The sequence below is a fragment of the Micromonospora sp. NPDC047467 genome, assembly GCF_040643095.1.
Classification (GTDB): domain Bacteria; phylum Actinomycetota; class Actinomycetes; order Mycobacteriales; family Micromonosporaceae; genus Micromonospora.
Genome location: NZ_JBEYTO010000001.1, coordinates 746,319 through 760,201, shown reverse-complemented (window position 1 = coordinate 760,201; position 13,883 = coordinate 746,319). Strand labels below are relative to the sequence as shown.

Below are 13,883 nucleotides of genomic sequence, written 5' to 3'. Positions count from 1 at the left end.
CCCTTCGGGAACGAGGTGGTGGTCAGAAGCCGAGGTACGCGTGGCGCAGGTCGTGGTCGTCGCGCAGTGTGGCCGCCGGTGCGGCGATCACCACCCGGCCCAGCGACATCACCACGCCCTGGTCGGCCACGGCGAGCGCGCTGCGCACGTTCTGCTCGACCAGCAGGACGGTCAGGCCGCTGGCGTCGCGCAGCTGACGTAGCAGCGCCATGGTCCGGGCGACCACCCGTGGGGCCAGGCCGAGCGAGGGCTCGTCGAGCAGCAGCAGGCGCGGCCGGCCGACCAGCGCCCGTCCGAGTGCGAGCATCTGTCGCTCACCGCCGGACAGTTGGTGGCCGAGGTGCCGGCGACGCCGGGCGAGCGGCTCGAAGAGCTGGTAGACCTCGTCGAGGGCGCGGCCGGCGTCCGCCCGGTCGCGCCGCCACAGCCCGCCGAGCCGCAGGTTCTCGTCGACGGTGAGTTCGTTGATCACGCCCCGCCCCTCCGGCACGTGTGCCATGCCGCGCCGGACGAGCTGCTCGACGGGCGTACCGCGGAGGTCCTCCCCGGCGAGGACGACCTGGCCGGCGGTCGGGCGGATCATGCCGGAGAGGGCGCGCAGCAGAGTGGTCTTGCCGGCGCCGTTGGCGCCCACGACCGCCGCGATGGTGCCGGCCGGCACGGTCAGGTCGATGGCCTGCAACACCGGCGCGGCGCCGTAACCCGCCACCAGCCCGCGCACGACGAGCAGGTCCGCCGCGCTCACGGGGTGGCACCGTCGACGGCGGCGTCCTCGATCGCCGCGCCCAGGTAGGCGTCGGTGACCGCCGGGTCGTCGCGGATCTCGTCCGGCGTCCCGGCGGCGATGACCCGGCCGAAGTCGAGCACCACGAGCTCGTCGCAGACGGCCATCACCAGGTCCATGTGGTGCTCGACGAGGAGGACCGCGCACGGGTCGGCGTCGCGTCGCGGCAGTTGCCGGACCAGCTCCGCCAGCTCGGTGATGTCGTCGGCGCCGAGGCCGCCAGCGGGCTCGTCGAGCAGCAACAGCCGGGGCCGTGCGGCCAGCGCGCGGGCCAGGGCGACCCGCTGGCGTACGGCGAAGGGCAGCGTGGTCGGCGCGGCGTCGGCGTGCCCGGCGATGCCCAGGTCGTCCAGGATGTCCAGTGCCTGCTGGCGCAGCCGCCGTTCGTCGCGGTCGCTGCGGGGCAGGCCGAACAGCGCGGACGCGAAGCCCGCACGGGCGGTGTGCGAAGCGCCGGTCATCACGTTCTCCACGACGGTGAGCCCGGCGAAGAGCCCGGTCCCCTGCAGGGTCCGGGCGATGCCGAGCCGGGTCAGGCCGTGCGGCCGTGGTCGCAGCGGCCGACCGTCCAGAGTGAGCGAACCCGTCTCCGGGGTCACGAAACCGCAGATCACGTTGAACAGGGTGGTCTTGCCCGCGCCGTTGGGCCCGATCACGCCCACCACCCGGTTGGGTGGCACCCGCAGCGAGACGTCGTCGAGGGCGGTGAGGCCGCCGAAACGGACGCCGATGTGGTGCAGTTCGAGCCCGCGTTCCATCACCCATCCCTCTTGTCGTGGCGGGTGTTATTTACACTCGCAGTGTACGTTTCTCGGGTACGGCGTCAATACCTTCGATACCCCCGAGCAGGACACCGTCGGGCGGCACGCGGACGGGGCGGCCGCCACCGGCGGCCGCCCCGGTTGTCGCGCTCAGGAGCTGGGGCAGGTGTTGCGGTACTCCTGGATCTGCGAGCCGCTCGGCCCGGGGCAGAGGAACTGCTCGTAGCGGGTGTCGTCGTCGACGAACCGCTTCAGCCAGGCCACCATCTGCCGCGCGGTCGGCGTGTTCGTCGTCTGCGGGAAGAAGTGGCTCGCCCCGTTCAGCTCCAGGTACGCCTTCTCGGCGGAGGCCGGGATGCTGTTGTAGAACGGCACCGAGTGCGACGAGACCGGCGCGACCGAGTCGCTCTCGCCACCGATGATCAGCGTCGGCACCCGCAGCTCGGACCAGCTCTTGTCCAGGTTCCACGGTGCCAGCGGCACGGCGGCTTGCAACGACGGCCGAGACGAGGCCGCCTCCAGGCTGCCCCCGCCACCCATCGAGTGACCGGCCACGGCGAGCCGGCTGCTGTCGATCCGGCTCCGCACCGAACTGCGCTCGGTGAGGTAGTCAAGCGCGGCCAGCAACTGCCGGCCCCGGCTGTCCGGCTGGTCGAGCCGGGTGTTGGTCTCGATGCCGATCACCACGAAGCCGTGCGAGGCGATCCGCGGGCCGAGCCAGCTGATGCTGGACCAGGAGGCCGTGTAGCCGGGCGAGATGGCGATGGCGCCGAAGGTGCCCTCGCTGGTGCTGGTCGGGTAGTAGATGACGCCGCCGCCGAAGCCGGTGACGCTCAGCGAGGAGACGCTCTGCGAGGCGGTGGCGAAGGGGCCGCGGCTGGCCTCCAGGATCGCGGTGGTCGGGGCGGGGCCCCGCTCGTACGGGCTGGCCGCCTGTGCGGCGCCGGAGGGTCCGGCCAGGACGCCGCCGGCGACGAGGGCGGCGGTCAGCGCGAGCCGGACGGCTCGGGCTGCCACGGAACGGGGACGGGTGGTGGTTGGTGACGACACGTCGGGCACTCCCTAGAGTCGAGCGATATCGACGTGCGTCAGTGTCGGCCGCTCCGTGTGCCCCCCGCATCGGCGAAATCACCAGTCCCGCCCGACTCGGTCGCGTTTTGACCCCCTGACCTGGGGTAGCAGGGCAGACGCCCGCTCGTAAGCGCTCAACGGAGGGGTTCCGTTCCGTGGATTCCAGCAAGCCCGCCGAGGCGGTCAAGAACGTCGTGAAGACCGCCTCAGACAAGATCACCGATGCCCTGACGCCGGACGTGCCCGGCGCGCCCGGCAGCGCGCCGCCGACCGTCGACGAGCCGACGACGCCCCACGACCCGCTGCCGCCCAAGCCGGAACAGGGAGCGCCGCAGACCCGTACGCCGACGGGCGCGCGGACCGGGGCGCCGAAGACCGCGAAGGGCCAGCAGGGCGCGTACCTCACCACGGCCAACGGAGCCCGGCTCCGCGACACCGACCACTCGCTCAAGGCCGGGCCACGGGGACCGGTCCTGCTCCAGGACCACCATTTCCGCGAGAAGATCACGCACTTCGACCACGAGCGAATCCCGGAGCGGGTGGTGCACGCCCGGGGCGCCGGCGCGCACGGCCTGTTCACCGCCTACGGCACCGCCGAGGAGGTCACCCGGGCCGGCTTCCTCAAGAAGGGCCGGGAGACCGAGGTCTTCGTCCGGTTCTCCACCGTCCTCGGCTCGCGCGGCTCGGCCGACACGGTCCGCGACACCCGCGGCTTCGCGACGAAGTTCTACACCGACGAGGGCACCTTCGACCTGGTCGGCAACAACATCCCGGTGTTCTTCATCCAGGACGCCATCAAGTTCCCCGACGTCATCCACGCCGGCAAGCCGCACCCGGACCGGGAGATCCCGCAGGCGCAGAGCGCCCACGACACCTTCTGGGACTTCGTCTCGCTGCACACCGAGGCGCAGCACCACGCCCTGTGGAACATGTCCGACCGGGGCATCCCGCGCTCGTACCGGACCATGGAGGGTTTCGGTGTGCACACGTTCCGCCTCGTCAACGAGGCCGGGGAGACGGCGCTGGCCAAGTTCCACTGGAAGCCGAAGCTCGGCGTGCACTCCCTGGACTGGGAGGAGGCGCAGATGCTCAGCGGCATCGACCCGGACTTCCACCGTCGGGACCTCTACGACGCGATCGAGGCCGGCGCGTTCCCCGAGTGGGAGCTGGGCATCCAGGTCTTCCCCGACACCCCCGAGGAGACCTTCGCCGGGATCGACCTGCTGGACCCGACGAAGATCGTGCCGGAGGAGCTCGCGCCGGTGCAGCCCGTCGGCAGGCTCGTCCTCAACCGGACGCCGACGAACTTCTTCGCCGAGACCGAGCAGGTCGCCTTCCACCTCGGCCACCTGCCGCCGGGCATCGACGTCACGAACGACCCGCTGCTACAGGGCCGGCTGTTCTCGTACGTCGACACGCAGCTCACCCGGCTGGGCGGGCCGAACTTCACGCAGATCCCGATCAACCGGCCGCACGCCGCCGTCAACGACATGCTGCGCGACGGCTTCCACCAGCACGCCGTCCACGCCGGGGTCGCGCCGTACCGGCCGAACTCGCTCGACGGTGGCAACCCGTTCCCGGCGGGCGACGACGAGCAGGCGTTCCTGGACGTGCCGGTGACGGTGGCGCAGGCGCCCAAGGTCCGCGCGAATCCGGTCTCCTTCGACGACCACTACAGCCAGGCACGCCTGTTCTGGCTGAGCATGTCGCCGGTCGAGAAGGAGCACATCATCCGGGCCTACACCTTCGAGCTGGGCAAGTGCTACCACCAGGCGATCAAGGAGCGGCAGCTCCAGTGCCTCGCCAACATCGACCCGGTGCTGTGCGAGCAGGTCGCCACCGGCCTCGGCCTGCCCGCGCCGCAGCCGACGGTGCCGCTGGCCGACGTCACGCCGAGCCCCGCGTTGTCGCAGGTCGGCCAGGAGTGGCCGGCCGACGGCCGGATGGTCGGGATCGTCGTCGACCCCAACGGTGACCTCGACGGCGTCGATGAGGTCCGTCGGGCCGTGTTCGCGGCCGGCATGGTGCCGCTGCTGATCGCCCCGCACGGCGGCCTGGTCGGCGACATGCCCGTGCAGCGGACCTTCGCCACCGGCCGGTCGGTCGAGCTGGACGCGCTCCTGCTGGCCGCGGCGCCGGCCCCCGCGCCGGACGCGCTGCCCGCCCGCGACGCCAAGGCCGGCAAACCGGGCCAGGCGACCGTCGACCCCCGCGTGCTGCTGCTGGTGGAGGAGTGCTGGCGGCACGCCAAGGCGATCGGCGCCTGGGGTGCCGGCGTCACGGTCCTGGAGCAGGCCGGGGTGGCCGGCACCGCGGGCATCGTGTCGGCGGGCTCCGGCCCGGAGGCGCTGACGGCGGTGCAACGGCTGATGGCCGCACACCGGGTGTGGGAGAGGTTCCCCGCCTCGGTCGCCTGACCGGCGGTAGAGCACGACCAGGGGCTGCCCTCCGCTTCGCGCGGAGGGCAGCCCCGCCACTGTGCCGTTGCCGGATCAGCCGATGTTGGCCAGCCGGGGCAGCACCTCGTCGCCGAGCCGCTGGGCGAACTCCACCGGGTGCCCGGCCGGCGTGACCTGCACCTCGGTGACGCCGAGCGCGGCGTAGTCGGCAACCTCGGCGAGGAACGCGTCCACGTCGTCCAACGGTGGCCGGTGGGCGACCACCGTCTTGACGATGCTGTCGTAGTCGCGGCCCTCGGCGGCGCAGTGCTCACGCAGCACGTCCAGCTTGCGCGCCACCTCCCCGGCGCCGTCGGCCGTGCCGAACAGGTTGCAGGCGTCGGCGTACCGGGCCACCAGGCGCAGGGTCTTCTTCTCGCCGCCACCGCCGATCATGATGGGCGGGCGGGGACGACTCAACGCCTGCGGCGAGTTGATCGTCTCGGCGAGCTGGTAGTGCCGCCCCTCGAACGGCCCGTTGTCGTCGCTCCACATCTGCAGGCAGATGCGCAGCGTCTCCTCCAGCCGCTCGAACCGCTCCGCCACCGGCACCACGGGCACACCGAGGCCGCGCTGCTCCCGCTCGTACCAGGACGCCCCGATGCCGAGGCGGGCGCGACCGCCGGAGAGCACGTCGAGGGTCGTCACCGTCTTGGCGAGCAGACCCGGGTACCGGTACATCACGCCGGTGACCAGCACGCCCAGCGTCATCCGTTGGGTCTTCGCCGCGACGTAGCCAAGCGTCGTGTACGCCTCCAGCATCGGCTCCTCGGCCGGAGCCACCGCGTCCATCTGGAAGAAGTGGTCCATCACGGTGAACGAGGCGACGCCGGCCTGCTCGGCGGCGACGGCCGCCTCCGCCAGCGTCGGCGCGATCGTGGCCGGCGCGGCCGGGGTCGAGAAACTCCAGTAGTGCAGACCAAGATTCATCTCGGCACCTCCGGAACGAGCCTAGTGGCCCACGGCGTCACCGGCATGGCTGTCGACGGTGCCCGCGAGCCGGTCCGGCGACGTCCATTACCGGTTCATGACATTTCGTGGATCACCTGCGGATATCCCGCTGGCAACTTCTGGTAGGTGATCCAACCGCCCACATCCACCGTCTCCCGGCCCGCCGAGCAGCAGCCCGACGCGCCGCGCGCCCGGTCCCGCCACCGGAGGCCCCGGGCTCTCGCCGGACCCGTCCCCGCCGGGTCCGGTCGGGCGCAGTGGGCCGACGCGGCGAAGGGCGTCTGCATCATCCTCGTCGTCCTGTGGCACGTCATCGTCAAGGACTACCTGCAGATCGACTGGCACCTCGGCGTACCCGTGCCGGGCCTGTGGGGTGCGCTCGGCGAGCAGTTCCTGCCGCTGCGGATGCCCCTGTTCTTCACCATCTCCGGCGTCTTCGCGGCGAACGCCGTCGGGCGGCCCTGGCGGACCGTCGCCCGTACCCGCATCGCCGGGTTCCTCTACCTGTACGCCCTCTGGCTGCTGATCCACACCGCGGCCCTCGCGGCGGCGCCGGACCTCCCGACCGACCGTGCCACGTCCGCCCTCGAACTCCTGGAACAGCTCACGATCACCCCGTCCAACCTGTGGTACCTGTACGCCCTGGCGCTCTACTTCACGCTCGCCAAGGTGCTCCGGCGGGCGCCCCGGGTGCTGGTGCTCGTACCCGCGGCGGTGTTGTCGGCCGTCGCCGCGGCCGGCCTGCTCGACACCCCGGGCAACCGTGCCGGCCTCTACCAGAACCTGGTCTTCTTCCTCGCCGGCCTGCACCTGCGCCCGCAGATCGAACGGTGGGCGGCGACCGCCACCCGGCGCCGCCTCGCGCTGACCTCGGGCGCGTACGCCGTCGCGCTCGCCGCGATGGCGGCGGCCGGCGCGCAGCGGTGGTTCGGCGTGTGGCCGGTGGTCTCCGTCGTGGCGGTGGCCTTCGGCATCACCGCCGCCGCCCGGTTGTGCCGATGGCGTGCGCTGAGCGACCGGCTGGCCACCCTCGGGCGCATCACCCTGCCCATCTACGTCGTTCACATGCCCGTCCTGGCACTGCTGCACCATGTGCTGCTCGGCCCGGTCTCAGGGCTGGACCCGGCCGGTCAGGGCCTGGTGGTGCTCGGCTATCCGATCCTGCTGACCGGGCTCATCATCGGCCTGAGCCTGGCCGTCCACCGCGGGCTGCTGGCGGTGCGCGCCGGCTGGCTGTTCGCGCTCCCCGGACCCCGCCGGGCGGCGGCCCCGCGAGGGGCCCGTCCGGGGGCCGCCCGATGAGCGCGTTGGCCAAGGCGGTGGTCGACCTCGGGGCGATCGCCGACAACGTGCGGGCGGTCGCGGCGACCACCGGCACCGACGTGATGGCCGTGGTGAAGGCGGACGGGTTCGGCCACGGCGCGGTGCCGGTCGCGCGGGCCGCGCTGAACGCCGGCGCCGGCTGGTTGGGTGTGACCTCGGCCGCCGAGGCGCTGGCCCTGCGCGGCGCGGGCATCACCGCGCCCACGCTGAGCTGGCTGCACCGCCCGGACGACGACTTCGCCGCGTTGATCAGCGCGGGCGTCGACGTCGGCGTGTCGACGACCACCCATCTGCACGCGATCGTCGACGCGGCCCACCGGGTCGGCCTGCCCGCGACGGTGCAGCTCAAGGTCGACACCGGGTTGTCCCGCAACGGGGCCAGCGGCGACGACTGGCCCGACCTGGTGGCGTGGGCCCGCAAGTACGAGGTGGAGGGCGGGGTCCGGGTTCGCGGTGTGTGGTCCCACCTGGCCGACGCGGACGTGCCGGGCAGCCCCGGCCTGCCCCACCAGGTGGCGATGTTCGAGGAGGCACTGCGGGTCGCCCAGCACGCCGGCCTCTCCCCCGACCTCGTGCACCTGGCCAACTCGGCCGCGGCCCTGTCGGCGCCCCGGACCCGCTTCGACCTCTGCCGGATCGGGCTCGCCCTCTACGGCGTGGACCCGTTCGGCGCGGACGGGCCAGGCGCGTTCGGGCTGCGGCCCGCCATGACGCTGCGGACCACCGTGATCAACCTGAAGCGGGTGCCTACCGGCACCGGCGTGTCCTACGGCCCGGAGTACGTGACCGAGCGGCCGACGACGTTGGCGCTGCTGCCGCTCGGTTACGCCGACGGCCTTCCCCGGGCCACCGAGGGCCGCGCCGAGGTATGGCTCGGCGGTCGACGCCGCCCGGTCGTCGGGCGCATCGCCATGGACCAGTGCGTGGTCGACGTCGGCGAGGCGCCCGTGGCGATCGGGGATCCGGTCGTCGTGTTCGGCCCCGGCGGGGACGGCACAGCCGCGCCGACCGTCACCGAGTGGGCGCGGTGGGCCGGCACCAACCCGCACGAGATCTTGACCGGCATCGGGGCCCGGGTGGGCCGCGACCACCTCCACGAAAGGACGGACGTCTCATGACCACGCGACTGGCAGTGCTGTACGGCGGGCGGAGCGGCGAGCACGCGGTGTCGCGCCGATCGGGCGAGAGCATCCTGGCCGCGCTGGACCGCGAGCGGTACCAGGTCACCGAGGTGCTCATCGACACCGACGGCGAGTGGCACGTCGACGGCCAGCCGATGCCGCTGCCCCAGGCACTGCGGGTGGTACGCGCCCAGGACGTGGTGTTCCCGGCCCTGCACGGCCCGTACGGCGAGGACGGCACTGTCGCGTCGCTGCTGGAGTGGCTCGGCGTGCCGTACGTGGGCAACGGGGTCTTCGCCAGCGCGGCGGGCATGGACAAGGGCGTCACCAAGCGCCTCCTCGCCGCGGAGGGCCTGCGGGTCAGCCCCGGCGTTACCCTGCGATCCGGGGAGGACCTGCCGCCGGCCGACCGGCGGCGCCTGGGCCTGCCGGTCTTCGTCAAACCCGCGCGGGCCGGGTCCAGCCTCGGCGTCGTCAAGGTGACGGACTGGGCGGACCTACCGGACGCGCTGGATCGGGCCCGCGCGCTCGACCCGAAGGTGCTCGTCGAGCAGGGCGCGCGTGGTCGGGAGATCGACGTGGCCGTCCTCCAGCACCCCGACGGTCGGGTCCAGGCCGGGCCGCCCCTGGAGATCCGGGTGGCCGGCGCCGGCTTCTTCGACTACGACGCGAAGTACGACGGTGGGGCGGTCTTCGAGATCCCCGCCCCGCTCGACGCCGCCACCACCGAGGTGCTCCAGGACCGTGCGATCCGCGCCTTCGACGCCCTCGACTGTCGGGGGCTGCTGCGGGTCGACTTCTTCCTTCCCGGCGAGGGCGCGGAGCCGATCGTGAACGAGGTCAACACCTTCCCCGGTTTCACTGCCGCGTCGCAGTTCCCGCAGATCTGGCGGCGGGCCGGCATCGCGTTCCCCGCCCTGCTCGACATCCTGATCGACGGCGCGCTGGCCGATGCGGACCAGCGCTCGTTCGGCGGGCTGCCCCGGGCGGTCGGCCTGGTGTGAGCGGCCATCGCCCCGGTCACGCCAGCGGGCAGGTCCGGGCCGGGCGGGTGCCGTCCGGCCCGACCAGGGTGACCGGGGCGAAACTCGTCCCCTGGGCGGTGCGTGCCACGGCATCGGCCACGGTGCAGACGAGTTGGTCGGCGGCGAGCGGCGACAGCGGCAACACGGCACCCGCCACCGTCACCGTGACGCCTCGCCCGTCGGCTGTCGGCCCCACGTCGGCCGGAACGAGGTCGGCCGGCACCTCGCTGGTGAGCCCCGCACTCCGCTCGGTCTCGCTGGCCCCCTTGGCGAGCAGGGCGAGCGTCGCGGCCGGCGACAGCGGCGGCGACGGCGTCTTCGTCTGCCGGATCACCAAGGCGACCTGCCCATCCGCGATCAGGTAGATCCCGGTGCCCTCGGACGGGCCGGTCACCGCAGGGCGGCCGTTGATGACCTCGCTGGGCCGGACGCCGCAGCCCGTGGCGAGCAGCGCGAACAGGAGCCCCACCGCGACCAGCAGCGCTCGACGGCCGCTCACCGTACGCCTGCCTCGTCCGCCGTGTCCGACGCCCGGCGGGGCAGGCGGAGCGTGAACACCGCGCCGCCGGTCGGCGCGTTGCCCGCGACGAGACGTCCGGACTGCCCGGCGCGCCGGTGCAGCCGTGCGTTCTCCCAGGCGATGGCGAGGCCGAGACCGCTGCCCTCGGAGCGGGTCCGCGCGGTGTCGGCCTTGTAGAAGCGGTCGAAGACGTGCGGCAGCACCTGCTGGTCCAATCCCGGCCCGTGGTCGCTGACCTCGATGGTGATCCAGTCCTCCTCGGCGCTCAGGCGTACCGACACCGGCTCGGCGCCGTGGCGGAAGGCGTTTCCGACCAGGTTGGCGACGATGACGTCGAGCCGGCGGGGGTCGAGCCGGGCGACCACACCCGGTGGCAGCTCCGTTCGCACCCGTTCGGCCCAGCCCCGCACCCGCAGGGTCGCGGTGACCGCCGCGGCGACATCGATGTCGTCGAGGGCGAGCCGCGCCGTTCCCGAGTCGAACCTGCTGACCTCGATGAGGTCGTTGACCAGTTGGGTGAGGCTCTGCGTCTCCTGACTGACCAGCCGGGCGGCCCGGCCGGCGTCCCCCGGCAGCCGGTCCGCCTCCTCGTCGAGCACGTCGGTGACCGCCGTCATCGCGGCCAGCGGCGTGCGGAGTTCGTGTGACACGTCGGCGACGAAGCGCCGGGCGTCGGCCTCCATCCGCCGCAGCTCACCGACCTGCCGCTCCAGTCTCCCGGCGGTGTCGTTGAAGGTCCGCGCCACGTCGGCCAGCTCGTCCACGCCACGGACGGTCAGCCGGGTGGACAGGTCGCCCTCGCCGAGCCGGCGGGCCGCCTGACCCAGCTCGCGTACCGGCCGCAGCACGCCCCGAGCGGCCAGCAGGGCCAGCAGGACCGCGAGGATCAGGGAGAGCCCGCCGGTCAGCCACGCGTAGGTGGCGAGCTGGTCGATGCTCCGCTGCTCGGAGGCGAGGCTGCGCACCGAATAGACCTCCAGCCCGGACGGCACGGAGCTGCCGTCGGGGCGTTCGATCCTCAGCTGGGTGCCGATGAGCAGCGTGGGCACCCCGTCCCGGCTGACACGTTGCCAGGCGATGCGACCATCGGCGACCGCCGCCTGCACCTCCGGGGTGAGGGGTGCGCGCACCTGGGCGCCCTGGCCCCGCAGATCCCGGTACCGCACCACCGCGTACCCGTCCCGGTCGGAGAGGCGCTGCGCCATCAGGTCGAGGTCCTCCTGGGTGGGTGGCAGGTTGACGACCGGGTACAGCTTCGCGATCTGGTCGGTCAGCGACGCCACCTCGGCATCCTGCGCCAGCTGGAGGATCACGGTGCGGGCCTGGACGTAGCTCACGCTGGCCACCACCGCCGTGGTGGTGACGCCCAGCAGGGCGAACGCCAGGACCAGCCGGAGCCGCAGGCCCGAAGCCCTGGTGCCGGCCCAGCGCCACCGTGTCACAACGGCCCGAACCGGTAGCCGAACCCGCGGACCGTCTGGATGAAGACCGGGGCCGACGGCTCGTCCTCGATCTTGGCGCGCAGCCGCTGCACGCAGGCGTCCACCAGGCGCGAGTCGCCGAGGTAGCCGTGCTCCCACACGGCCTCCAGCAACTGCTGGCGGCTGAGCACCTGCCCCGGGGTGTGGGACAGTTCGAGCAGCAGGCGCAGCTCCGTCGGGGCCAGGCTGACCGGCGTGCCGTCCTTGCTGACCACCAGCGCGGCCCGGTCGATGGTCAGCGAGCCGTGCTGACGCAGGCCGGGCCGTTCGCTGTCGGCGCGCCGCGGTTCGACCGCCGTCCGGCGCAGCACCGCGCGGATGCGGGCCTCCAGCACCCGGGGCTGCACCGGCTTGACCACGTAGTCGTCGGCACCGGCCTCCAGACCCGCCACCACGTCCATGTCGTCGTTGCGGGCGGTGAGCATGATGATCGGCAGGTCGCCGAGCTGGCGGATCCGGCGACAGACCTCGAACCCGTCCATGCCGGGCAGCATGAGATCGAGGACCACGACCTCGGCCTCGCGCAGCCGTTGCAGCCCCTGCTCACCGGTCGCCACGGCGTCCACCGTGTGGCCCTGTCGGGTCAGCGCCAACTGCAACCCGTCGCGGACCGTCTGGTGATCTTCGATCAGCAGGACCTGGGACATGCCACCAAGTATCCCATCACGGATATACGTCGCCTTTCGTCGGCGTCGTTCTGTGCCCCGCCGGTGCCGCGAAATCCGCCGACCGCACCAGAAACACCGCCACGCCCACCGCGAGCATCGTCAGCCCGGCCGCCGCCACGATGGCCAACAACGGGCCCCGCCGCACCGAGGCGGCCAGATCGGGCGCCACCGCCATCGACGCCCAGACGAGGACGACCAGCCCCACCAGGCCCTCGGCCAACCGGCGCCCGACGCCGCCGCCGTCCAGCCGGCCAGGCGAGCGGGGTGCGCCGCCGCCCGGCCTGCCCGCGAGGGCGGCTGCGGCCAGGCAGAACAGCGTCGCGCTCAGCAGGACGCCGCCGAGCACATCGCTGAAGCGGTGCCAGCCCGCGATCATGGTGGCCGCGCCGATCACCGAGACGCCAGCCGCGCCCGGCAGCGCCAGCCACCGTCGGGCCCATCCGGGCAGGACCAGCATGTACGCCAGCAGCAGGGCCGCCGCGACCGCGACATGACCGCTGGGGAAGCTGTTGTGGGTGGTCGAGCTCTGGATCGCCAGATCCGGGCGGGGCAGCGCCGACTTCGCCGCGCCGGCCGCCACGGCCGCGCCGAGCACCATGACGACACCCACGACGCCGGCCAGCAGACGCCGGCCGAGCAGGCCCACCAGCAGCAGCCCGCCGAGCAGCGCGGCCAGCAGCGTCCGGTCGCCGAAGGTCGCCAGCACGGCCTTCGCCGGCCCGACCAGGTCGGTCTGCTGCTCGTAACCCCCACCCCGCTCGGCGCGCGGCAGGAGCAGGCCGTCCACCCACTGACCGGGGTACGTCCACACGAACAGCACGCCGGTCAGACCCAGCGCGACCAGGAAGCACACGGCCGCCCCGAGCAGCCGCGGGCCCAGGGGCGCGGCCACGCGGCTGGACGGCACCTGTCGCACGACACCGGTCGGCGGCGGCAGCGTGGAGGCGACCGACGACCGGCCGACGGGGTACGACGATCGAAGGGACATGCCGGCCATCGTCCGCCCGGCAGGTCCGTGCTCCGTCCGTGCTGTGTCTTGGTTCTGTCACAACCGCCGGCACCGCCCGGAGAGATACGACCCGAACGGGATTCACATGCTTACATGCAACTATGTTTTACCCAGCCGAGACTCGTCGCCACTAAGGTCAAGATGCCGATCGATGCTCTGGTCGGCGGCACGAAACCATCCGGAGTGTTTGTGGGGACCCGGAAGGGGTGGGGCAATGCAACACGTTCCGGTCGCCTCGCTGGTCATCGGCATCGCGTCGTCGCCGGCCGAGCGCCGGCAGCTGGCCCGGCTGCTCGGTGGGAGCGACGCCTTTCTGATCGTCTCGAACGTCGACCAGGCGCGGGAGTTTCTCGGGGTGGTCGAGATGCCACCGGTCGCCGCGCTGCCGGCACAGGCTGTCCGCGCCGAGGTGGTGCCGGCTGCGCAGCCGCCTCCGCCCGACCTGGCCGTCGACTCCGACCGTCGGGTCCTGCGCTGGCGTGACCAGGAGATCGACCTGACCCGGCTGGAGCACGACGTCCTGCTCTGCCTGGTCGACGCGCCCGGGCAGGTCTGGACCTACGAGCGACTGCACCTTGAGGTCTGGGGCAACCGGCACCTCGGCCGGGGGTCCGACATGCACTCGGTCGTGCGGCGGGTCCGCCGCAAGCTCGCCCGGCTCGACGCCGCGGCCACGATCGACGCGGTCCGCGGGGTCGGCTTCCGGCTCGCCACCGTCTGAGGCGCCGCCG

General features: G+C 72.9%; 13 protein-coding genes. 5 read left to right on the top strand and 8 right to left on the bottom strand.

Annotated features, from left to right (window positions below; translation table 11 throughout):
• Positions 1-22 precede the first annotated feature (22 nt).
• The 3 genes from ABZ780_RS03160 to ABZ780_RS03150 all read right to left on the bottom strand — a co-directional run bounded on the left by ABZ780_RS03160 (position 23) and on the right by ABZ780_RS03150 (position 2,595).
• The gene (locus ABZ780_RS03160; RefSeq protein WP_356999974.1) at positions 23-745 is read right to left on the bottom strand and encodes an ABC transporter ATP-binding protein; all 723 of its coding nucleotides are present in this window, start codon (positions 743-745) and stop codon (positions 23-25) included.
• Positions 742-1,542, bottom strand: a complete 801-nt coding sequence (locus ABZ780_RS03155; RefSeq protein ID WP_357483631.1) for an ATP-binding cassette domain-containing protein — start codon at positions 1,540-1,542, stop codon at positions 742-744. Before ABZ780_RS03155 ends, ABZ780_RS03160 begins: the two co-directional genes overlap by 4 nt.
• 153 nt (positions 1,543-1,695) lie before the next feature.
• Positions 1,696-2,595 (bottom strand): alpha/beta hydrolase, encoded by a 900-nt coding sequence (locus tag ABZ780_RS03150; protein WP_357483628.1) that lies wholly within the window; start codon positions 2,593-2,595, stop codon positions 1,696-1,698.
• A gap of 176 nt (positions 2,596-2,771) precedes the next feature.
• Here ABZ780_RS03150 and ABZ780_RS03145 point away from each other — a divergent pair, with 176 nt between their 5' ends.
• On the top strand, positions 2,772-5,033 hold the full coding sequence (locus ABZ780_RS03145; RefSeq protein WP_357483624.1) for a catalase: 2,262 nt from the start codon (positions 2,772-2,774) through the stop codon (positions 5,031-5,033).
• Between the two features lie 75 nt (positions 5,034-5,108).
• Here the strand turns inward: ABZ780_RS03145 and ABZ780_RS03140 are convergent, their stop codons facing one another.
• A complete protein-coding gene (locus ABZ780_RS03140) occupies positions 5,109-5,984 on the bottom strand; it encodes an LLM class F420-dependent oxidoreductase (protein WP_356999965.1) in 876 nt (291 codons plus the stop codon).
• A 147-nt stretch (positions 5,985-6,131) separates the two neighbouring features.
• On the opposite strand from ABZ780_RS03140, the gene ABZ780_RS03135 reads away from it, so the two are divergent.
• From ABZ780_RS03135 to ABZ780_RS03125, 3 genes are read left to right on the top strand one after another with little or no spacing between them, the layout of a single operon-like run.
• A complete protein-coding gene (locus ABZ780_RS03135) occupies positions 6,132-7,307 on the top strand; it encodes an acyltransferase family protein (RefSeq protein WP_357483621.1) in 1,176 nt (391 codons plus the stop codon).
• Positions 7,304-8,446 (top strand): alanine racemase, encoded by a 1,143-nt coding sequence (gene alr / locus ABZ780_RS03130; RefSeq protein WP_357483619.1) that lies wholly within the window; start codon positions 7,304-7,306, stop codon positions 8,444-8,446. Before ABZ780_RS03135 ends, alr begins: the two co-directional genes overlap by 4 nt.
• Positions 8,443-9,453 carry a D-alanine--D-alanine ligase family protein gene (locus ABZ780_RS03125; protein ID WP_357483616.1) on the top strand — a complete coding sequence of 337 codons (1,011 nt, stop codon included), beginning with the start codon at positions 8,443-8,445 and terminating at the stop codon, positions 9,451-9,453. The genes alr and ABZ780_RS03125 overlap by 4 nt, the downstream gene beginning before the upstream one ends.
• 16 nt (positions 9,454-9,469) lie before the next feature.
• Here the strand turns inward: ABZ780_RS03125 and ABZ780_RS03120 are convergent, their stop codons facing one another.
• From ABZ780_RS03120 to ABZ780_RS03105, 4 genes are read right to left on the bottom strand one after another with little or no spacing between them, the layout of a single operon-like run.
• Complete coding sequence (locus ABZ780_RS03120) at positions 9,470-9,973, bottom strand: hypothetical protein (protein WP_357483613.1); 504 nt, start codon at positions 9,971-9,973, stop codon at positions 9,470-9,472.
• Complete coding sequence (locus ABZ780_RS03115; RefSeq protein ID WP_357483611.1) at positions 9,970-11,436, bottom strand: ATP-binding protein; 1,467 nt, start codon at positions 11,434-11,436, stop codon at positions 9,970-9,972. The genes ABZ780_RS03120 and ABZ780_RS03115 overlap by 4 nt, the downstream gene beginning before the upstream one ends.
• Complete coding sequence (locus ABZ780_RS03110; RefSeq protein WP_356999951.1) at positions 11,433-12,122, bottom strand: response regulator transcription factor; 690 nt, start codon at positions 12,120-12,122, stop codon at positions 11,433-11,435. Before ABZ780_RS03110 ends, ABZ780_RS03115 begins: the two co-directional genes overlap by 4 nt.
• A gap of 16 nt (positions 12,123-12,138) precedes the next feature.
• Positions 12,139-13,131, bottom strand: a complete 993-nt coding sequence (locus ABZ780_RS03105) for a phosphatase PAP2 family protein (protein WP_357483608.1) — start codon at positions 13,129-13,131, stop codon at positions 12,139-12,141.
• Positions 13,132-13,366: 235 nt separating this feature from the next.
• Here ABZ780_RS03105 and ABZ780_RS03100 point away from each other — a divergent pair, with 235 nt between their 5' ends.
• Positions 13,367-13,873 (top strand): winged helix-turn-helix domain-containing protein, encoded by a 507-nt coding sequence (locus tag ABZ780_RS03100; protein WP_356999945.1) that lies wholly within the window; start codon positions 13,367-13,369, stop codon positions 13,871-13,873.
• Positions 13,874-13,883 lie beyond the last annotated feature (10 nt).

Excerpts from the sequence above, each read along its gene's own strand:
- ABZ780_RS03155 (WP_357483631.1), bottom strand. The coding sequence starts at position 1,542 with ATGGAACGCGGGCTCGAACTGCACCACATCGGCGTCCGTTTCGGCGGC.
- ABZ780_RS03140 (WP_356999965.1), bottom strand. The coding sequence starts at position 5,984 with ATGAATCTTGGTCTGCACTACTGGAGTTTCTCGACCCCGGCCGCGCCG.
- alr (WP_357483619.1), top strand. The coding sequence starts at position 7,304 with ATGAGCGCGTTGGCCAAGGCGGTGGTCGACCTCGGGGCGATCGCCGAC.
- ABZ780_RS03125 (WP_357483616.1), top strand. The coding sequence starts at position 8,443 with ATGACCACGCGACTGGCAGTGCTGTACGGCGGGCGGAGCGGCGAGCAC.
- ABZ780_RS03110 (WP_356999951.1), bottom strand. The coding sequence starts at position 12,122 with ATGTCCCAGGTCCTGCTGATCGAAGATCACCAGACGGTCCGCGACGGG.
- ABZ780_RS03105 (WP_357483608.1), bottom strand. The coding sequence starts at position 13,131 with ATGTCCCTTCGATCGTCGTACCCCGTCGGCCGGTCGTCGGTCGCCTCC.
- ABZ780_RS03100 (WP_356999945.1), top strand. The coding sequence starts at position 13,367 with ATGCAACACGTTCCGGTCGCCTCGCTGGTCATCGGCATCGCGTCGTCG.